This window comes from Streptomyces sp. NPDC030798, from assembly GCF_055572275.1.
The window spans coordinates 313,355-333,037 of record NZ_JBVIDR010000010.1 but is presented as its reverse complement, the minus strand read 5'-3'; the positions used below and the strand labels follow the sequence as shown (position 1 = coordinate 333,037).

Genomic DNA, 19,683 nt, shown 5'->3' with positions numbered 1-19,683 from the left:
AAGACACCACCCAGCTTGCCGACGTCCTCACCCATGACGAGGACCTTGGGGTCCGTCTCCAGCGCACGCCGCAGCGACTCGTTGATCGCCTTGGCCAGAGCCATCTTCTCGGCCATCTCAGTTACCCCCCTCGTCCGCGAACGACGCCTGGTAGGCGGCGAACTGGGCTCGCTCCTCATCGACGAGCGTGTGCCCGTCCGCGTACACGTTCTCGAAGATGGCGAAGTGGTCCGGGTCCGGCATGGCACGGACCGCTTCGCGCACCCGCCTGCCCAACGTCTCGGACTCGGCCTCGAGTTCCGCGAAGAATCCCTCGTCCGCGTGGTTCGAGGCCTCGAGGAACCGGCGAAGGCGCAGGATCGGGTCCTTCGCCTCCCAGGCCAGGCGCTCCTCGTCGCCCCGGTAGCGGGTGGGGTCGTCGGAGGTGGTGTGGGCGCCCATGCGGTAGGTGTACGCCTCGACCAGGGTGGGGCCCTCGCCGGCCCGTGCCCGCTCCAGCGCCCACTTGGTGACCGCGAGGCAGGCCAGCACGTCGTTGCCGTCGACCCGGACGCCCGGGAAGCCGAAGCCCTGGGCGCGCTGGTACAGCGGCACGCGGCTCTGCTTCTCGGTGGGCTCGGAGATCGCCCACTGGTTGTTCTGGCAGAAGAACACCACCGGCGCGTTGTAGACCGCCGAGAAGGTGAACGACTCCGCGACGTCACCCTGGCTGGAGGCGCCGTCGCCGAAGTAGGCGATCACGGCCGAGTCCGCGCCGTCCTTGGCCACGCCCATCGCGTAGCCGGTGGCGTGCAGCGTCTGGGAGCCGATGACGATCGTGTAGAGGTGGAAGTTGTTGCCGTTGGGGTCCCAGCCGCCGTTGTTCACACCGCGGAACATGCCGAGCAGGTTGGTCGGGTCGACCCCGCGGCACCAGGCGACGCCGTGCTCCCGGTAGGTCGGGAAGACGTAGTCGTCGTCGCGCAGGGCCCGGCCGGAGCCGATCTGGGCGGCCTCCTGACCGAGCAGCGACGCCCACAGTCCCAGCTCGCCCTGGCGCTGCAGGGCGGTGGCCTCGGCGTCGAAGCGGCGGGTGAGCACCATGTCGCGGTACAGGCCGCGCAGCTCGTCCGGGGTGATGCCGTCGACGTACGCGTCGTACTCGGCGTTCTTGACCCGCTTGCCCTCGGGCGTCAGGAGCTGCACGAGCTCCGGGTCGGTGGTCCTGGTGGTGCGCTTGGTGCCGGTGGTTCCGGTCCTGCTGCCGGTGGTGCCGGCCTTGCCTGCGGCGCTGCGTCGCGGCTTGCGCGCGGCACTGCTGTCCACGGTCACGTGTGCTCCTCCGTCGTTCCGGCCCCCGGGGTTGCCGGTAGGCCAGTGCGGCTCACCTGTTCTCGACCACCGGGCACGGGGTGGGTGCCACTCGGCCGGGAACAGGCGTGACAGGTGCCCCGGCGAGCGCCCTGCGACTTTTACGTTACCCAGTGCTCCACATTTCTGTGAAACCCCTCCTGACCTGCGTTTTTGCTTGGATTTCCAAGTAAATCCGCAGGGACCGGAAGGCCGCTGGTCACAGCCTTGCAGGAGGCCGGAGCAACGGCACGTTATCCCGGCGACCCCGGGAACGGGAAGAGCTGATGTGTGACGCCGCCCTCGTACATGAAACCGAATAAATCCCGGTATCACCCCGCCTGAGAGGGAGCGGGGGACCGTGGGACGCCGGCCAACCGATCGGGGATCGGAATTTCGCCACCGTGCCTCACTGTGACCGAAAGTGATCAGTGGCGACTGCCTGTGACAAGCCCCAGCTCACAGCGTCTTCCGTTGCCCTAGCATCTGGCGCGTGCCGCGCCGATGTGTACCACCCCTTGTGCCTCACGCGCCCCCTCTGGGCGCCCTGCTGCGCCTCTACGCCGCCGGTTCCGCCGTCACCTGTGAGCCCGTGGACCAGGGCCTGCTCAACCGCGGCTACCGGGTGCGCACCACCCGCGGCCGTTACTTCCTCAAGCACCACTTCGACCCGGACACCGCCGATCCGGCCGCCATCGAGCGCCGGCACCGCGCCACCCAGCGCCTGGCCGACCTCGGCGTCCCGGTCGCCGCGCCGCTCGCCCACCGCGAGGGCCGTACGGTCGCCGTGGTCGGCGGCCACGCCTACGCCCTGTACCCGTGGATCGACGGCAGGCACCGCGACGGCGGCCAGCTCACCCGCGAGCAGTGCGCCCGCCTCGGTGCGCTGCTGGGTGCCGTGCACGCCTGTCTGGAGCGCGTGATGCCGCCCAAGGGGCGCACGCGCCCGGCCACGAGCCCGCACCCCGTGGTGAGCGCCGACCCGGCCGACACCTTCGCCCTCATCGACGACCTGCTCGCCCACGTCCGCCGTCACCATCCGGCCGACGCCTTCGACGACCTCGCCCGCCACCGCCTGCTGGAACGCCGGGCGCTCCTGGAGCAGCACGCGCACCGGCGGCCGCCGCGCGGCGGTCCGGTGGGCTGGGTGCACGGCGACTTCCACCCGTTCAACCTGCTCTACCGGGGTGACGCCCCGGCCGCCATCGTCGACTGGGACCGGCTCGGCGTGCAGCCCCGCGCCGAGGAGGCCGTCAGGGCAGCCGCGATCTTCTTCGTACGGCCCGCCGGAACGCTCGACCTGCCCAAGGTGCGGGCGTACGCGCGCGCGTACCGGCGCGCGGCCCGCGCCACCCCCTCGGAGCTGGCGGCGGCCGTGCACCGGGTGTGGTGGGAGCGCCTGAACGACTTCTGGATGCTGCGCTGGCACTACGAGCGCGGCGACACGCGCGCGGACTGCCAGTTCCCGGCCGCCTCGGCGCTCGCGGTGTGGTGGACGCGGGAGTACGACACGGTGTGCGACGCCTTCGTGGAGTGAGCCCGGCCGGCGTCATCCCACGGCGTGAACGCCACGCGCGCGTGGAGCCGTGGCTCGCACGCGCGCGTGGGCTGGTCTACTGCCGCCGCCTCAGAGTCCCCCGGTGACGGTCGGCGTCGGTGACCTTCAAGGTCCCCCGTTGCCGCTGGTGGCGCCGTCGGTGCCGCCGGAGGCCGTGCCGCCGTCCGAGGTGCCCTCGTCGGTGCCGCCGTCACCGGGGTCCGACGACTGGGACGGGCTCTGCGGCGTCGACGGCTCCGCGGAGGTCTCCGGGTCCGACGGCTTCGAGGACGGCTCGGAGGTGGCCGACCGGGACGGCGTGTACGACGGCGTGCGCGAGGGCGTCCAGGTCGAACCGGTGCCCGTGTCGGTGCCGCTGTCCGTCGAGGTGTCCGAGGGCTGGTCGGTGGTGTCGTCGGACGGCGTCTCGCTGGCGGTGTCGTCCTTCGTGGACTTCGAGTGCGTCGACGACGGCTTGGTGTCGGTGCCGTTGCCGCTGCCGGCACCCGTGCCCTTCAGCGCCAGCGCGACGCCCGCCGCGATGGCGATCACCGCGAGGACGGCGAGGATCCACAGCCTGCCGCGGCCGCTCCCCTTGTTGCCGTGCCCCTCGAAGCCGCCGTCGTCGCCGTTGCCGTACCCGGTGGGCAGGATCGGCTGCGGGATCTGCGCGGTGCCCGAGGCGTCCGGATGCGGCATCACGGCCGTCCCCGCGAAGCCGCCCGCCGGGGTGTGACGGCCGTCGTGCGCCGCCACCGGCCCGGTGTTCCAGGTGCCGGTGTGACCGCCCTGGTCGTAGAGCATCTGCAGGCCGTACTGGACCATCCCGCGCATCTCCTCGGCCGTCTGGAACCGGTCGTCCGGCTCCTTGGCGAGCGAGCGCATGACCAGGCCGTCCAGCTCCGGCGGGCAGGCGTCGGAGAACTGCGAGGGCGGGGTGGGGATGTCCTGGACGTGCTGGTAGACCACCGACAGCGGGGTCTCGCCGGTGAACGGCGGTCGCAGGGCGAGCAGTTCGTACAGCAGGCAGCCGGTCGCGTACAGGTCGGAGCGGTGGTCCACCGCCTTGCCGAGCGCCTGCTCCGGGGAGAGGTACTGCGGGGTGCCCATGACCATGCCGGTCTGCGTCATCGTCGTCGACGCCCCGTGCAGGGCGCGGGCGATGCCGAAGTCCATCACCTTCACCGCGCCGGTGGTGGTGATGATGACGTTGGCCGGCTTGATGTCGCGGTGCACGATGCCGTGCTGGTGCGAGTAGGCGAGCGCCTCCAGCACCCCGGAGACGATGATCAGCGCCTGCTCGGGGCCGGGCGCCTCGGCGTTCATCAGCAGGTCACGGATGGTGCGGCCCTCGACCAGCTCCATCACGATGTACGGCACGGACTGGCCGCCGACGTGGTCCTCGCCGGAGTCGTACACGGCGACGATCGCGTGGTGGTTGAGCCCGGCCACGGACTGTGCCTCGCGCGTGAAGCGGGCCTTGGAGACCGGGTCCTCGGCCAGGTCGGCGCGCAGCAGCTTGACCGCGACCGTGCGGCCCAGACGGACGTCCTCCGCCGCGAACACCTCGGCCATGCCGCCCCGGCCCAGTCGATGGGTCAGCCGGTACCGGCCGTCGCCGACGAGCCCTCCGTTGCCCCACATCTCCGGCGTGTCTGACATGCCGCCGCCAGTCGCCTCGGGGTCGGACGGGCCCTGGGCGCTGTGCGTCTGTGCCATCGGTCCTCGCCGTCGTTTCTGCCCGCGGTGCGCGCGGTGTTGTTACGGTCTCCGTCGGCCACGCTACAGCCTTCGCGGGAGCCGCCGGTCCGGATCCGGTACCGGGACCGGCCCGAGACGGACCGGTCATAAAACCTCTAGCACGCGCTCTCGTGCAAATTCTGTGTACCGGCGGTACGGCCGCTGTAACGCTTCCGCGACGCTTCTTTCGCGTACGGTCACGGAACGGGCACCGCGCTTGACGTGTCAGTGCCCTGGGGCAGACTTGGCCGGGAATGACACATTCGATCAAGGCATGTTCGCCCAGCGACGGCGCCGGACGGCCAGTGGGGGACGCTAAGAGATGAGCCAGGACGGCGCACAGGGCCGGTACGCGGGGCGGGCGCTGGCCGGCGGCCGCTACCAGCTGCGCGACTTGCTCGGTGAGGGCGGCATGGCCTCGGTGCACCTGGCGTACGACGCCGTGCTGGACCGCCAGGTCGCGATCAAGACCCTGCACACGGAGCTGGGCCGGGAGCAGGCCTTCCGCGAGCGCTTCCGCCGCGAGGCCCAGGCCGTCGCCAAGCTCACGCACACCAACATCGTCTCGGTCTTCGACACCGGCGAGGACGACCTGGGCGGCATCACGACGCCGTACATCGTCATGGAGTACGTCGAGGGCCGCCCGCTGGGCTCGGTGCTCGAGGAGGACATCCGGCAGTACGGCGCGATGCCCGCCGACAAGGCGCTGAAGATCACCGCCGATGTGCTGGCGGCGCTGGAGATCAGCCACGAGATGGGGCTCGTCCACCGCGACATCAAGCCCGGCAACGTGATGATGACCAAGCGCGGTGTGGTCAAGGTCATGGACTTCGGCATCGCCCGCGCCATGCAGTCCGGCGTCACCTCGATGACCCAGACCGGCATGGTCGTCGGCACCCCGCAGTACCTCTCGCCCGAGCAGGCCCTCGGCCGCGGCGTGGACGCCCGCTCCGATCTGTATTCGGTCGGCATCATGCTGTTCCAGCTGGTCACCGGGCGGCTGCCGTTCGACGCGGACTCCCCGCTGGCGATCGCGTACGCGCATGTGCAGGAAGAGCCGGTCGCTCCGTCCTCGATCAACCGTTCCCTGCCGCCGGCTGTGGACGCGCTGGTCGCCCGCGCGCTGAAGAAGAACCCGAACGAGCGCTTCCCGACCGCCGAGTCCATGCGCGGCGAGTGTCTGCGCGTCGCCGCCTCGCTCCAGGCGGCCGCGCCGAGCATCGTGCCGGGCGCCGCGCCGACGCAGAGCGGCGCCGGTGTGGCGTCCGCCGTGTTCCCGCCGGTCGGCCAGGCGACCCCGGCGCCCACCGGCCCCGTGCAGACCCCGTACCAGCCGGCTCCGCAGCCGCACCCGTACGGCACTCCGCCGCCCACCCCCTCGCCCGCGTACGGCTATCCGCAGCAGGGCGGCTACCCGACCCCGCCGGCGCCCGCCTACGGCGGGCAGGCCGCCGCGACCCCGCCGCCGTACACCATCAGCCCGCAGACCGCGGTGCAGTCCCCGGGCGGGGACGGCGGCAAGGGCAACAAGCCGGTGATCATCGGTTCGGTCGTGGTGTCCCTCGTCGCGGTCGTCGGGCTGGTCGTCGCGCTGATACTGAACAACGGCGGCGACGACACCACGGGCGGCGGCGGTCCCAGCGCCTCCGCTTCGACCCACGCGGCGGGCTACAGGGGGCCGGACACGACGAAGACGGTCGATAAGACCGTGTGCACGGAGCCCGAGGAGTCGTACAACGACCCGAAGAAGGTCCAGCTCCCGGACTTCCGGTACAAGTACATCAAGTCGGTCAAGGACTGCGCGGCGGCTGCCGGCTGGCGCGTGAAGATCAAGGACGTCGACGAGAACACCTACGGCCAGGGTGCGGTCATCGACCAGTTCCCCAAGCCCGGCACGGACGTCGACCCGGAGGACGTCGAGATCCAGCTCAACGTGTCGACGGGCAACCCGTAGCCGCGACGGCGCGAGCACGGCGGACAGCGCGAAAGGGCCCGGCGGACGACCGCCGGGCCCTTGGTCTGTGGGGACGTGCGCGACTGCGGGCAGGGCCGACTACAGGTAGGGCCCGCCCGAACGGCCGCCCGCGCGCGGGTCGTGGCCGTCCTCGTGGACCACGCCCGGCGGGAGCGCGCGGCGCATCTGCTCCAACTGGGCCCGCGCGGCCATCTGCTGCGCGAACAGGGTCGTCTGGATGCCGTGGAACAGGCCCTCCAGCCAGCCCACCAACTGGGCCTGCGCGATCCGCAGTTCCGCGTCGCTCGGGGTCGCGTCGTCCGTGAACGGCAGGGAGAGCCGCTCCAGTTCCTCGACCAGCTCCGGCGCCAGACCGTCCTCCAGCTCCTTCACCGAGCTGGCGTGGATCTCCTTCAGCCGCACCCGGCTGGCCTCGTCCAGGGGAGCCGCGCGCACCTCCTCCAGAAGCTGTTTGATCATGCTGCCGATCCGCATGACCTTGGCCGGCTGTTCGACCTGTTCCGTCACCGGGGTCTCGCGGGAGTCCTCGTCTCCGCCGCCGCCGAGTGCCATCCCGTCCTGGCCCACGACGAGGATCTGGGGATTCTCCGGCGACCGTTCGTTCCTCGGCATCTCCATGCCGCCATTCTCTCGCACGCCTCCACCTCATCACCGTGCTGCCCCCTTGTGGGGCTGATCCACCTTTTAGACCCGACGGCCCAATCCGGAATGCCTGTTTTGCCGTGAAATGTGAGTCTGATGTGCGTCGGAGTTCGACGACGGACTCCGGGAGGTCACCGACATGACTCCATGGCTGCGACTCACCCTGTGCCGCACACGGCTGCTGCTCGTGCTCGCGGCGGCGGTGCCGGTGTACGGCACCGCTCCCGCGTACGGCACGGCCCCCGCGTACGGCGCCGAGACCGCCCCACGGGACTCGCCCGCGCCCTCGGCCGCATCCGCCGAGCCGGCTTCCCCGGCCGCCGTGCCCGCTTCCCCGGCCGCGCTGGCCTCGGCCTCCCCGGCCGCCTCGCGTTCCCCCTCCCGTCCCGCCGAGCCGTCCCGGGCCGGAAGCCGGGCGGGCGAGGGCCGGATGCGGCCGGGCCGGCCGGACGGGCCGGCCGCCGAGGAAGAGGGCGACGACGACGACTCCACCCCGGTCACCGGGGTGTCCGACACCGGCGACCCGGAGGGCGCCTACCCGGAGGAGCCGGAGACCGCCGACCCCCCGGCGCCCTCCGGCACACCCGAGGAGGCCGGACTGGACCCCGACCGGCCCCCGCAGCCCTCCGCGACCCGGAACGCCGTGCACGAGGGCGAGGCCGCCGAACCGGCCCTGAGCATCCTGCCGCTCGGCAGCGGCCTGGTCCTCGTCGGCCTCGGCCTCGGCCTGGCCTTCCTGGGCCTGCGGCTCCGCAGGAGCTGACCCGGCCCGGGCCGAGGCGCCCGCTACGGCGCCACCAGCAGCACCTTGCCGATGTGCCCGCTCGCCTCCACGACCCGGTGCGCCTCGGCGGCGTCCGCCATCGGCAGCTCGCGGTCGACGACCGGCCGGACGTGCCCCGCCGCCAGCAGCGGCCACACGTGCTCGCGTACCGCGGCCACGATGGCGGCCTTCTCGCCCAGCGGCCGGGCCCGCAGCGAGGTGGCGCTGATGGCGGCCCGCTTGTTCAGCAGGGTGCCGATGTTCAGCTCGCCCTTGACCCCGCCCTGCATACCGATGATCGCGAGCCGCCCGTTGACGGCGAGGGCCTGCACGTTGCGGTCCAGGTACTTGGCGCCCATGTTGTCGAGGATGACGTCGGCGCCCGCCCCGTCCGTGGCCTGCTTGATCTCGGCGACGAAGTCCTGCTCGCGGTAGTTGATCAGCACGTCCGCGCCCAGCTCGGCGCAGCGCTCCAGCTTCTCCTTCGTCCCGGCGGTCACCGCCACCCTGGCGCCGACGGCCTTGGCCAGCTGGATCGCCATCGTGCCGATGCCGCTGGAGCCACCGTGCACCAGCAGCATCTCGCCGGGGTGCAGACGGGCGACCATGAACACGTTGGACCAGACGGTGGAGACCACCTCGGGCAGCGCGGCCGCCCGCGTCAGGTCGACGCCCTCGGGCACCGGCAGCAGCTGCCCGGCCGGAACGGCGACCTTCTCGGCGTAGCCGCCGCCCGCGAGCAGCGCGCACACCGCGTCGCCGACGGTCCAGCCGGAGACACCGGGGCCGAGTGCGGCGATCCTGCCGGAGCACTCCAGGCCGGGGTAGGGGGACGCACCGGGCGGCGGGTTGTAGAAGCCCTGCCGCTGCAGGACGTCCGCGCGGTTGACGGCACTGGCCACCACCTCGACCAGGACCTCGCCCTCGCCGGGCACCGGATCGGGCACCTCGTCCCAGACCAGCGCCTCGGGCCCACCAGGTTCGGGAATCGTGATCGCATGCATGCACGCGACGCTACTCCCCTGCCCTGCCCCCTCCGGGGCACCCCCGGCTCAGTCGCCGGGCAGGGGGCGGGGGGCCGAGGACCCGGTGACGCGGCCGAGGACCCGGTGACCGCGTACGAGACGCACCACCAGGTCGTCGCTCTCGCGGAGGCCGGTCGCGCCGCAGCGGGCGGTGCTTGCCGGCTGCGCCGCCGAGCCGGTCAGTCCCGTCCGGCCAGCGAGCGGGCCTCCCTGACGACCTTGCGGTGGGATGCGGCCAGGAGGTCGAGTGCCTTTCGGTTCTTGGCGATCATGTGCCTCTGGATGGCGGCCTCCTGGGCGCTCCAGATCTTCACGAGGCCGGTACGTTCCTTGCAGTCGACGTCGGCCTTGGCGACCGAGATCTCACGCGCCGTGACCCGCTCGCCGGAGTTCTCCGGTGCCCCCAGCGCCTCGAGCGGGTCCGAGTACGAAAAGCCCTTGCCCTTCATGCACCGGGACCAGGCGGCGGTGGCCTTCACGACGGCGGGTGTCCGCAGGGACTCGGTGAAACTCCGAGTGGCGATGGCGCGGGCCGCATCGGCGCCCTTCGCGTAGGTGTGACGCCCCCGGATGTCCGCCTTGGCCTTCCCCAGGCAGCCGCCTTCCGGGACCTTCCGGCCGTTCACCTCGACCGTGTCGTTCGGGCGGCCGTTGAGGGCCAGAAGCTCCTTCTGCGACAGCTCCGGCCCACGCGGCGCGGACGTCGCTTCGGGGAAGTGATAGCCGTAGCGCGCGGCGACGTCGGCGTTGAGAACCCCGTAACGGCGGTTGGTTCCGGGCTGGTACGCGGTGGAAGAGCCGACGTCCTTCGCGCGATACCGCAGCCCGTACTGTCGCATGCAGACGTCGGCGTCGTGCCGCTCCGCCAGGGAGATCACATGGTTCTCCTCCGGCGTGAACGCGTACTTGGCGATGGGCAGGTCCAGGTACCGCTCCAGCGGCGAGAGTCCGGCATGGCCGCCACCGGTGGGGCCGGGTGCGGGCGCCGACGAGACGGGGGCACCGGGCCGGCCTTCTCCCTTCGCCGTGCACCCCGCGGCGCCGGCCAGCGAGACGCAGCCCACCAGGGCTACGGCGACTCGCAGCGGTCTCCTGACGCGACCAGGCATCGTGTGTCCTCCGGGTAAAAGATCAGGTGCCGAACGCGATCCTGCTGGCGTCCGGCACCCGATGAATCCGTCAGGTCCGCTCAGAACTGGTAGCAGACACCCGCAGGCTGGCTGCCGTCGAAGATTTTGATGGAGGCGTCGTTGTTGTACGTCTCGTGCAGCCGGTCGGCGGCGGAGAGCTTCGACCCCTGGGCCCACAGCTCGTCGCAAGGACCGCCCTGGTTGCTGTTGAAGTAGATGGCTGCGGTCTCGTCCACGGTCTTCGCCCAGAAGAACGCCGAGGCGGCGTTGTTCTTGACGGGCAGGCCGTGGCCGTTGCCGGGCGAGGCGAAGGTGTAGCCGCCCAGGTTCAGCTTTCCGTACCCCTGGAAGGCCGCGTGCGACCCCGTCTCGTTGGAGTTGTACCAAAGGCCCAGGCACGGGTAGCCGGCCGAGCCTCCGTCACAGCCGCTCCCCTTGTACGAGGTCGCCCCCGCTTCAGAGATGCCGACGAGCGACAGCAGCACGGTGGCGGCGCCTATCACCGCGGCCTTCTTCGCGATCTTCATGGATTTCCCCCTCCAATTGATCATGTGGTCGGAGCGGATCCTACCAAGTGATCATTCACCCCAACTTAGCGAGGTCAGCGGCCAGTTCGGCCGGCTCACAGGTGTCGGTGCGCACCCTCGGACGGTGTTGTGGCGACACCGAGTGGGGCCGCTCCACCACTGCCCCCGGGAGCGTCACCCGATGGGCCATCCGATGTCCGCCCGCCCGGCGGGCCACGGCGTCATGGCGTCATGGCATCACGGCGTCATGGCGTCATGGCGTCATGGCGTCATGGCGTCATGGCGTCATGGCATCACGGCGTCATGGCCCGGACGTTTCACGTGAAACACACCCCGATTCCGGCCGCCGCCCACGGCAGGTCCAGCAGTTCCGTCTCCTGCCCCTGCCGCGCCCCACCCGGCGGTACGACGGCCAGGGCGTCGGCGGCGGCGACTCCGCGCAGCATGGCCGGCCCGTTGTAGTGCAGCGGCACGGCACGGTCGCCGCGCAGCACCACCGGGATGAGCCGGGTGTCGTACGGATGCCCGTGCACCGCCTCCGTGAGCGGCAGCGTGTACGGCTCCGGGGCGGGGCGGGCGGCGAGGGTGCGCAGCAGCGGCTCGGCGAGCGTCAGCAGGCCGGAGACAGCGGCCAGCGGGTTGCCGGGCAGACCGACCAGGTGCTGGTTCTCCTTGACGCGGGCCAGCAGCATGGGGTGGCCGGGGCGCACCTTCACACCGTCGACGAGGAGTTCGGCGCCGATGCGCTCCAGGGTGGGGTGGACGTGGTCGACGGGTCCGGCGGCGGTACCGCCCGTGGTGACGATCAGGTCGGCGGTGGAGGTGGTGAGTGCCTTGCGCAGGGCCCTGGCGTCGTCCCCCAGCCGGCGCACGGCGCTGACTTCGGCGCCCATCGCACGCAGCCAGGGCGGCAGCATGGGTCCGAGCGCGTCCCGGATCAGCCCGTCGTGCGGGAGCCCCTCGGTGAGCAACTCGTCGCCGAGCACGAGGACTTCGACGCGGGGGCGCGGCACGGTGGTCACGGTGTCGTAGCCGGCGGCCGCGGCCAGGCCCAGGACGGCCGGGGTGACGAGGGTGCCGACGGGGAGCAGCTGGTCGCCGGTGCGGCACTCCTGGCCGCGTGGGCGGATGTCCTGGCCGTGGCCGAGCTCCCGGGTGGCGTGGAGCCGGCCCTGGGCGTCGATGCGGCCGTGTTCGGTGCGCAGGACGGCGGTGGTGTCGGCCGGGATGCGGGCGCCTGTCGCGATGGGGACCGCCTCGCCGTCGGTGAGCGGCCCGGGCTGGGCGTGTCCGGCGAGCACGCCCTCGTCGCGCACCTCCCAGGGGCCGGGTCCGGCGACCGCCCAGCCGTCCATCGCGGAGGTGTCGAAGGAGGGCAGGTCGGTGAGCGCGTCGAGGGGGGCGGCGAGAACCAGGCCGAGGGCGTCGGCGAGGGGCACCGGGACGGGGCTGCGGCGGCCTGCCGAGCGGGCTGCGCGGGCGGCGGTCTCCCGGGCCCGGGGCCAGGGGGTGGCCCGGTGCCGGTCGTGACGCCCCTCGCCGTGCGGGGCGGGTGCCGGTCCGGTGCTGTCGTCCTTGGGGTGCCTCACGAGGGCCAGGGCCTCCTCGACGTCGAGGTCGTCACCGTCCTCGGCGGGCGCCTGCGCCCGGGTGCCGGGGGCGGTCATCCGGCGTCCGGGGCGGATGTGCCCCCGTCGTTCTCGTCCTCCCAGCGCAGGGCCAGGGCGGCGGCCTTGCGGGCGGCCTCGGCGACGGCCTCGGGGCCGCCCTGGCCCTGGGCTGCGGCGTAGCCGACGAGGAAGGTGGTCAGGGGCGCGGCGGGCCGGGCCACACCGTGCGCGGCGTCGCGGGCCAGGTCGAGCAGGACGCCGGTGTCGACGTCGAGGTCGATGCCCAGCTCGTCCTTGACTGCGGAGATCCATTCATCCAACACGTGTCCATGCTCCCTGATGCGTGCCCTGGCGTCGGCGATGTCGTCCCAGGTGTCGCAGTCGAAGGACGCGAGCGGGTCCGGAACGCGGGTGAGCTGGAGGGCGCCGGTCAGCCGGCGCAGGGGCAGTCCCGTGAGGCTGCCGTGCCGGGCGGCGAGGGCGGCCAGTTCGCGGCGCAGCGCGGCGGTGCGGTAGGCGGCGACGAGCGGCTGGTCACGGCCCTCGGCGTCGGTGAGCAGCGCCCCGTCGGCGCCGCTCGCGCGGAGGGCGCTCAGCAGCTTCCGCAGCGTGGCCGGTTCGAGGAAGGGCAGGTCGGCGGAGAGGACGACGGCGTGCTCGGCGGTGGTGCGCCGCAGGCCGGCCTCGAGCGCGGCGACGGGTCCGGCGCCGGGCGGTTCCTCGCGGGCCCAGCGCACCGGGCGGGCGGTGGGCCGGGGGCCGGCCACGACGACGGTGGTGTCCGCGCCGGCACAGGCCGCGAGCACCCGGTCGAGCAGCGCGCGACCGCCGACCCGTACGCCGGGCTTGTCGGCCCCGCCGAGCCGCCGGGCGGCGCCGCCGGCCAGCACGACGGCGTCGTACGGCACGGCGGTCCCGGGCGCGGCGGGGGCGTTGTCGGTCACCCCCCGAGTATGTCCTGCCGCCTCCTCCTTCCGGACCCGGCGGGGTCACCGGAGCACGGACCTGCCGCGGGTCACACGGGTTCGCAGGGATCCCGCCTGTGACCCGGCAGTGGTCACAGGGTGCGCAGGGATCCCGCCTGTGACCCGGCGGTGATCACAGGGTGCGCAGCAGGACGGCCGGTTGTTCCACGCAGTCCGCGACGTACCGCAGGAAGCCGCCCGCCGTGCCGCCGTCGCACACCCGGTGGTCGAAGGTGAGGGAGAGCTGGACGACCTGGCGCACGGCCAGCTCGCCCTCGTGCACCCACGGCTTGGGGACGATGCGGCCGACGCCGAGCATGGCGGCCTCGGGGTGGTTGATGATCGGGGTGGAGCCGTCGACGCCGAAGACGCCGTAGTTGTTCAACGTGAAGGTGCCGCCGGTGAGTTCCCCGGGCGTCAGTGTCCCGGTCCGGGCGGCCTCGGTGAGCCGGGCGAACTCTGCGGTCAGCGACTCGGCGTCGCGCGCGTGGGCGTCCCGGACGACCGGCACGACCAGCCCGCGCTCGGTCTGCGCGGCGAACCCGAGGTGGACGTGGTCGAGTTGGACGACCTCACGGGCCTCGGTGTCGACGTAGGAGTTCAGCTCGGGGAACCGGGCCAGGGCAGCGGTGCAGACGCGGGCGAGCAGCGCGAGCAGGGAGATCTTCGGCCCCCCAGCCGCGTTCATCGCCGTACGCGCGCGCATGAGTTCGGTGGCGTCGGCGTCGACCCAGCAGGTGGCGTCGGGGATCTCCCGGCGGCTGCGGGAGAGCTTGTCGGCGACGGCGCCGCGGACGCCCTTGAGGGGGGTGCGGATGCCGTTCCGGTCGGGGGAGGGGGAGACCCGGGCGGCCGGTTCCGCGGCCACGGCGGCGGGGGCGGCCGTGGCCCGCAGGGCGTTCTCGACGTCGGCGCGCAGGATCAGTCCGTCGGGCCCGGAGCCGGTGAGCCGGCGCAGATCCAGGCCGTTGTCGCGGGCGAGCCTGCGCACCAGTGGGGAGATCACCGGGACCGGCCCGTCGTCGGGCGCGGAAACCGGAGCGCGCGTCGGGGCGGCCGCAGCCGCATTGCCCGTCGGGGCCGGCGGAGCCGGAGCGGGCTCCTTCGCCGTCCCGTTCGCGGCGGTGGTCGCGCGCACCCTGCGGCGCCGGGCCGGCGCCTCGGAGGTGCCGTATCCGACCAGGACGTTGCCCGACCCTTGCGCGTCCGCGCCGGACGGCTCGGGGCCCACCGCCACCGTCAGCAGCGGGGCGCCGACGGGCAGTTCGGTGCCCTCCTCGCCGAAGCGGGCGGTGACCACCCCGCCGTAGGGGCAGGGGACCTCGACCATCGCCTTGGCCGTCTCGACCTCCACGACCGGCTGGTCGACGGCGACGACGTCACCGACCTGCACCAGCCAGCGGACGATCTCCGCCTCGGTGAGGCCTTCGCCGAGGTCGGGGAGCTTGAACTCGAGCACCTGTGCCATCAGCCCTCGGCCTCCCACTGCAGGCGGGCCACGGCGTCCAGGATGCGGTCGACGCCGGGCAGGTGGTGCCGCTCCAGCATGGGCGGCGGGTAGGGGATGTCGAAGCCGGCCACGCGCAGCACGGGTGCCTCCAGGTGGTGGAAGCAGCGCTCGGTGATGCGGGCCGCGATCTCGCCGCCGGGTCCGCCGAACCCGGTCGACTCGTGCACGACGACCGCGCGTCCGGTGCGGCGCACGGCCGCGCAGACCGTCTCGTCGTCGAACGGCACCAGAGAACGCAGGTCGACGACCTCGAGGTCCCAGCCCTCGGCCTGTGCGGCCTCGGCGGCCTCCAGGCAGACGGGCACGGAGGGGCCGTAGGTGATCAGGGTGGCGCTGCGGCCCTGGCGGCGGACCACCGCCCGTCCGATCGGGTCGACGTCTGTGGGCTGCTCGGGGTTCCAGGCGTCCTTGGACCAGTACAGCCGCTTGGGCTCGAGAAAGACGACCGGGTCGTCGGAGGCGATGGCCTGGCGCAGCAGTCCGTAGGCGTCGGCGACGGTCGCGGGCGTGACCACGTGCAGGCCCGGGGTGGCCATGTAGTAGGCCTCGGAGGAGTCGCTGTGGTGCTCGACGCCGCCGATGCCGCCGCCGTAGGGCACGCGGACGGTGATCGGCAGCGGCATCCTTCCGCGCGTGCGATTGCGCATCCGCGAGACGTGGCTGATCAGCTGTTCGAACGCCGGGTAGGCGAAGGCGTCGAACTGCATCTCCACCACCGGGCGCAGGCCGTACATGGCCATGCCGACGGCGGTGCCGAGGATGCCGGCCTCGGCGAGCGGGGTGTCGGTGCAGCGGTCCTCGCCGAACTCCTTGGCGAGTCCGTCGGTGACCCGGAAGACACCGCCGAGGGTGCCGACGTCCTCGCCCATGACGTGCACGGTGGGGTCGGCGGCCATGGCGTCGCGCATCGCGCGCGTGAGGGCCTGCGCCATGGTGGCGGGCTTGACGGCGACGGTGGTCATCGGTGGCCGCCTTCCGCCTCGTCCTGCTCCGCCTCCAGCTCGGCACGCAGCAGGGCGCGCTGCTCGCGCAGTTGCGCGGTGGTCTCGGCGTAGACGTGGTCGAAGAGGTCCATGGGATTGAGTTCCGGGTCCTGGTTCATGCGTTCACGCAAGGCGGCGGCCATCTCCTCGGCGTCCTGCCGGGCCGCCTCGACACCGGCGTCGTCGAGCAGTCCGCGCTCGGTGAGTTCCTGTTCCAGCAGCCGGATCGGGTCATGGGCGCGCCAGGCCTCGACCTCGCCGTCGCCGCGGTAGCGGGTGGCGTCGTCGGCGTTGGTGTGGGCGTCGATGCGGTACGTCACCGCCTCCACCAGGGTCGGGCCGCCGCCCGCGCGCGCGTGCCGTACCGCGTCGCTGAGGACCTCGTGCACGGCGACGGCGTCGTTGCCGTCCACCAGGCGGCCCGGCATGCCGTAGCCGACGGCCTTGTGGGCCAGGGACGGCGCGGCGGTCTGCTTGGCGAGCGGGACGGAGATGGCGAAGCCGTTGTTCTGCACCAGGAAGACGACGGGGGCCTGCCAGACGGCGGCGAAGTTCAGCGCCTCGTGGAAGTCGCCCTCGCTGGTGCCGCCGTCGCCGACCATGGCGAGCGCGACGACGTCGTCGCCCTTGAGCCGGGCGGCGTGGGCCAGGCCCACGGCGTGCGGGAGCTGGGTGGCCAGCGGCGTGCTGAGCGGGGCGACGCGGTGGGCGTAGGGGTCGTAGCCGCTGTGCCAGTCGCCGCGCAGCAGGGTGAGGGCCTCGGCGGGTTCCACACCGCGGGCGACGACGGCGAGGGTGTCGCGGTAGCTGGGGAAGAGCCAGTCGCGCTCTTCCAGGGCCAGGGCCGCGGCGATCTCGCAGGCCTCCTGGCCGGTGCTGGAGGGGTAGACGGCGAGGCGGCCCTGCTTGGTCAGCGCGGTCGCCTGCGCGTTGTAGCGGCGGCCGCGCACCAGCTCGGCGTACAGCCGGCGCAGCAGTCCGGGGTCGGCCTTGGCGATCGCCTCGGTGCCGAGCACGCGGTGGGGCTCGGCGTCGGGCAGCAGCGGCGCGGGGTCCATACGGGGCTGCCAGGCGGGCGGCGGCGCAGGCCTGTACGCGCCCCGCTGCTCCATGACCGTCATGACGGCACCTCCTCGTGGGAGCGGCTACGGGAGGCGTGTCCTCTGTGACCCGCCTCACCTACCGATTGTTCGGTCGTCGGCACATTTTGGCTACAGGCCCCGCCAGGCTGTGGACAAACGGTTCTCCACAGCCTGGAATGAATGCAGGACGTCCACGGCGGTGAAGCGGGGGGACATGGCAGCTGAACAAATGGCCGAGACACCGCAGGACGGCACCCTGCCGGCGCCGCGTCCGCTGGACGCGATCGACCAGGACATCCTCAAGATCCTGCAGGCGGACGGCCGCGCCTCCATACGCTCGGTCGCCGAACGCGTGCACGTCTCGCGCGCCAACGCCTACGCGCGCATCAACCGTCTCGTCGAGGACGGGGTGATCCGCGGCTTCAGCGCGCGCGTGGACCACGAACGGGCGGGGCACAGCACATCGGCGTACATCACCCTGAAGATCGTCCAGAACACCTGGCGCACGGTCCGCGAACAGCTCAGGCAGTTGCCCGGCGCTTCCCACATCGCCCTGGTGGGCGGTGACTTCGACGTCCTGCTCCTGGTGCACACACCCGACAACCGGGCGCTGCGCGAGCTGGTGCTCACCCGGCTCCAGGCGATCCCCGAGGTGCTCAGCACCCGCACGCTGCTGGTGTTCGAGGAGGAGGACCTGGAGCCGGAGGCCTGAGCGGCGTCCCTCAGCCCTTGCGCAGGCCGTCGAAGGCCAGCCGCACCACGGCGTCGGCCACCTCGCGGCCGCTCGCCCCGCGCGCCTCCGGCCGGTACCACTCCACGATGGAGTTGATCATTCCGAAGACCAGCCGGGTGGCCAGGCGCACCTCCACGTCCCCGCGCACGTCCCCGTCGGCGGCCGCCGCCTTCAGCAGCTCGGCGACCCGGTGGTCGAAGTCGCGGCGCCGCTCCAGCGCCCACCGCTCGGTCTCGGTGTTGCCGCGCACGCGCAGCAGCAGGGTGACGTAGGGCAGCTCGCCGATGAGCACCTCGACCATGCGCCGTACGACGTGCTCGAGCCGGTCGGCGGCCCGCCCCACGCGCGCGGGCTCCTCCTCGAGGATGGCGAACAGGCCGTCCAGCGCCCGGCTGACGGCCCGGCGCAGCAGCTCCTCCTTGCCGCTGACGTGGTGGTATATGGACGACTTGGAGATGCCGGCGGCCCGGGAGAGGTGCTCCATGGAGGTGCCGTCGTAGCCGCGTTCGTTGAACACCCGGACCGCGACGGAGAGCAGCGTCTCGGGGGTGTACGTGTCGCGCTTGGCGGTGGTCATGGGGTGCCCTCCCGCTGGTCGGTGGCGTACGCGTGACGGTAGAGCGCGAGGGACGGCGCGTACCGGCCGGAGGGGTCGCGCAGGTGCAGGTCGTCCAGGAGCTCGTAGGCCCAGCTGCGGCCGAGCCTGCGGCTCCACTCGAAGGGGCCGAGCGGGTAGTTGACGCCCAGGCGCATCGCGGTGTCGATGTCGTCCTCGGTGGCCACGCCCTTGGCGACGGCTTCGTGGGCCAGGTCGACGATCCGCGCGACCGTGCGGGCGACGATCATGCCGGGGACGTCCCCGATGACGCTGACCTCCTTGCCCAGTGCCTGGAAGAGGCCGGTGGCCTCGGCGAGGGTCTGCGAGGAGATGTCCTGGGAGGCGGACAGGGCGATCCGGGTGGCCCTGCGGTAGTCCAGGGCGAGGTCGAAGTAGACCACGTCGCGGAACTCCACCGAGGTCTGGCCGTCGGCCAGGACGAGCTGACCGCCGCCCGGCAGCACCAGCCGGGTGCCCTGGTCCTCGTCCTCCTCGCGCAGCGGGATGCCCGCCTCGCGGATCAGCGTGAGCAGCTCGGCCGCCGGCCCGAGGCTCCCCTCGGCGGTGACGTGGGCGGGCGGCTGCCGCTTCTCGGCGGTGTGCGGCTCGGGCCGCTCGGCGCCGTCGGCGTAGTCGTACCAGCCCTGCCCCGACTTGCGGCCGAGCCGCCCGGACTCGACCAGCCTGCGCTGGGCGAGGGAGGGGGTGAAGCGCACGTCCTGGAAGAAGGACTGCCACACCGAGTGGGTGACGGCCTCGTTGACGTCCTGGCCGATGAGGTCGGTCAGCTCGAAGGCGCCCATCCGGAAGCCACCGCACTCGCGCAGCACCGCGTCGATGGTCGCCGGGTCGGCGGCCTGGGCCTCCAGGACCGCGAAGGCCTCGGCGTAGAAGGGCCGGGCGATGCGGTTGACGATGAAGCCAGGGGTGTCCGCGCAGGCCACCGGGGTCTTGCCCCAGGCGCGTGCGGTCTCGTACGCGCGCGTGGCCGACGTGACGTCGGTGGCGTACCCGGAGACGACCTCGACCAGCGGCAGCAGCGGGGCGGGGTTGAAGAAGTGCAGGCCCACGAAGCGGCCGGGGTGGCGCAGGGCGCCGCCCACCGCCGTCACCGACAGGGAGGAGGTGTTGGTGGCGAGCAGGCAGTCCTCGCCGACGATCTCCTCCAGCTCCCGGAAGAGCTGCTGCTTGACGTCCAGCCGCTCCAGGACGGCCTCGACGACCAGCGTGCAGTCCGCCAGCTCGGCAAGGCCTTCGGCAGGCGTGAGCCGGGCGCGGGCCGCGTCCCGGTCGGCGGCGGTGAGCCGGTCCTTGGCCACGAGCCGGTCCAGGCGGGCGCCGATCGCCTCGGCCGCCTCCCGGGCCCGCCCGGGCACGGCGTCGAAGAGCCGCACGGGGTGGCCGGCGACCAGCGCGACCTGGGCGATGCCCTGGCCCATGGTGCCGGTGCCGACGACGGCCACGGGGCTGCTGAGGTCGAGTGCTGTCATGTGCGCGATCCTCCCGCACGACGTTGTCCACAGATACGGCGGAC

At 72.7% G+C, this 19,683-nt stretch carries 17 protein-coding genes and 1 pseudogene; 4 read left to right on the top strand and 14 right to left on the bottom strand.

The window, feature by feature from the left end; all coding sequences use genetic code 11:
- A pseudogene (locus ACZ404_RS24295) lies at positions 1 to 116 on the bottom strand (alpha-ketoacid dehydrogenase subunit beta); the annotation flags it as partial.
- A gap of 1 nt (position 117) precedes the next feature.
- Positions 118 to 1,311: a pyruvate dehydrogenase (acetyl-transferring) E1 component subunit alpha gene (gene pdhA / locus ACZ404_RS24290; protein WP_468443181.1), complete on the bottom strand. Its 1,194-nt coding sequence runs from the start codon at positions 1,309 to 1,311 to the stop codon at positions 118 to 120.
- A 538-nt stretch (positions 1,312 to 1,849) separates the two neighbouring features.
- Between pdhA (ACZ404_RS24290) and ACZ404_RS24285 the strand changes: the two genes are divergently transcribed.
- Entirely contained in the window at positions 1,850 to 2,866 is a 1,017-nt protein-coding gene (locus tag ACZ404_RS24285) for a phosphotransferase (protein WP_468443179.1), read from the top strand.
- Between the two features lie 126 nt (positions 2,867 to 2,992).
- Here ACZ404_RS24285 and ACZ404_RS24280 read toward each other — a convergent pair whose 3' ends face one another.
- Positions 2,993 to 4,585, bottom strand: a complete 1,593-nt coding sequence (locus ACZ404_RS24280; RefSeq protein ID WP_468443177.1) for a protein kinase domain-containing protein — start codon at positions 4,583 to 4,585, stop codon at positions 2,993 to 2,995.
- 343 nt (positions 4,586 to 4,928) lie between these two features.
- Here ACZ404_RS24280 and ACZ404_RS24275 point away from each other — a divergent pair, with 343 nt between their 5' ends.
- A complete protein-coding gene (locus tag ACZ404_RS24275) occupies positions 4,929 to 6,560 on the top strand; it encodes a Stk1 family PASTA domain-containing Ser/Thr kinase (RefSeq protein WP_468443175.1) in 1,632 nt (543 codons plus the stop codon).
- Between the two features lie 99 nt (positions 6,561 to 6,659).
- Here ACZ404_RS24275 and ACZ404_RS24270 read toward each other — a convergent pair whose 3' ends face one another.
- Entirely contained in the window at positions 6,660 to 7,199 is a 540-nt protein-coding gene (locus tag ACZ404_RS24270) for a bacterial proteasome activator family protein (RefSeq protein WP_468443173.1), read from the bottom strand.
- 163 nt (positions 7,200 to 7,362) lie between these two features.
- Here ACZ404_RS24270 and ACZ404_RS24265 point away from each other — a divergent pair, with 163 nt between their 5' ends.
- Entirely contained in the window at positions 7,363 to 7,986 is a 624-nt protein-coding gene (locus tag ACZ404_RS24265) for a hypothetical protein (protein ID WP_468443171.1), read from the top strand.
- A gap of 23 nt (positions 7,987 to 8,009) precedes the next feature.
- Here the strand turns inward: ACZ404_RS24265 and ACZ404_RS24260 are convergent, their stop codons facing one another.
- The 8 genes from ACZ404_RS24260 to pdhA (ACZ404_RS24225) all read right to left on the bottom strand — a co-directional run bounded on the left by ACZ404_RS24260 (position 8,010) and on the right by pdhA (ACZ404_RS24225) (position 16,857).
- Positions 8,010 to 8,990: an NAD(P)H-quinone oxidoreductase gene (locus tag ACZ404_RS24260; RefSeq protein ID WP_468443169.1), complete on the bottom strand. Its 981-nt coding sequence runs from the start codon at positions 8,988 to 8,990 to the stop codon at positions 8,010 to 8,012.
- 200 nt (positions 8,991 to 9,190) lie between these two features.
- Positions 9,191 to 10,120 carry a hypothetical protein gene (locus tag ACZ404_RS24255; protein ID WP_468443167.1) on the bottom strand — a complete coding sequence of 310 codons (930 nt, stop codon included), beginning with the start codon at positions 10,118 to 10,120 and terminating at the stop codon, positions 9,191 to 9,193.
- 80 nt (positions 10,121 to 10,200) lie between these two features.
- Positions 10,201 to 10,668, bottom strand: a complete 468-nt coding sequence (locus tag ACZ404_RS24250; protein ID WP_468443165.1) for a peptidase inhibitor family I36 protein — start codon at positions 10,666 to 10,668, stop codon at positions 10,201 to 10,203.
- Positions 10,669 to 10,985: 317 nt separating this feature from the next.
- A complete protein-coding gene (locus ACZ404_RS24245; protein ID WP_468443163.1) occupies positions 10,986 to 12,335 on the bottom strand; it encodes a molybdopterin molybdotransferase MoeA in 1,350 nt (449 codons plus the stop codon).
- Entirely contained in the window at positions 12,332 to 13,222 is an 891-nt protein-coding gene (locus ACZ404_RS24240) for an NTP transferase domain-containing protein (RefSeq protein WP_468443161.1), read from the bottom strand. Before ACZ404_RS24240 ends, ACZ404_RS24245 begins: the two co-directional genes overlap by 4 nt.
- 154 nt (positions 13,223 to 13,376) lie before the next feature.
- On the bottom strand, positions 13,377 to 14,711 hold the full coding sequence (locus ACZ404_RS24235; RefSeq protein WP_468443159.1) for a dihydrolipoamide acetyltransferase family protein: 1,335 nt from the start codon (positions 14,709 to 14,711) through the stop codon (positions 13,377 to 13,379).
- Complete coding sequence (locus ACZ404_RS24230) at positions 14,711 to 15,715, bottom strand: alpha-ketoacid dehydrogenase subunit beta (RefSeq protein ID WP_468443157.1); 1,005 nt, start codon at positions 15,713 to 15,715, stop codon at positions 14,711 to 14,713. The genes ACZ404_RS24235 and ACZ404_RS24230 overlap by 1 nt, the downstream gene beginning before the upstream one ends.
- Complete coding sequence (pdhA, locus tag ACZ404_RS24225; RefSeq protein WP_468443155.1) at positions 15,712 to 16,857, bottom strand: pyruvate dehydrogenase (acetyl-transferring) E1 component subunit alpha; 1,146 nt, start codon at positions 16,855 to 16,857, stop codon at positions 15,712 to 15,714. Before pdhA (ACZ404_RS24225) ends, ACZ404_RS24230 begins: the two co-directional genes overlap by 4 nt.
- Positions 16,858 to 17,032: 175 nt before the next feature.
- Between pdhA (ACZ404_RS24225) and ACZ404_RS24220 the strand changes: the two genes are divergently transcribed.
- Complete coding sequence (locus ACZ404_RS24220; RefSeq protein ID WP_468443153.1) at positions 17,033 to 17,530, top strand: Lrp/AsnC family transcriptional regulator; 498 nt, start codon at positions 17,033 to 17,035, stop codon at positions 17,528 to 17,530.
- Positions 17,531 to 17,540: 10 nt separating this feature from the next.
- Here ACZ404_RS24220 and ACZ404_RS24215 read toward each other — a convergent pair whose 3' ends face one another.
- Together ACZ404_RS24215 and ACZ404_RS24210 are read right to left on the bottom strand one after the other, a co-directional pair.
- Positions 17,541 to 18,128 carry a TetR/AcrR family transcriptional regulator gene (locus ACZ404_RS24215; protein WP_468443151.1) on the bottom strand — a complete coding sequence of 196 codons (588 nt, stop codon included), beginning with the start codon at positions 18,126 to 18,128 and terminating at the stop codon, positions 17,541 to 17,543.
- Positions 18,125 to 19,639, bottom strand: coding sequence for a 3-hydroxyacyl-CoA dehydrogenase (locus tag ACZ404_RS24210; protein WP_468443149.1), 1,515 nt, complete (start codon positions 19,637 to 19,639; stop codon positions 18,125 to 18,127). Before ACZ404_RS24210 ends, ACZ404_RS24215 begins: the two co-directional genes overlap by 4 nt.
- Between the last annotated feature and the right edge of the window lie 44 nt (positions 19,640 to 19,683).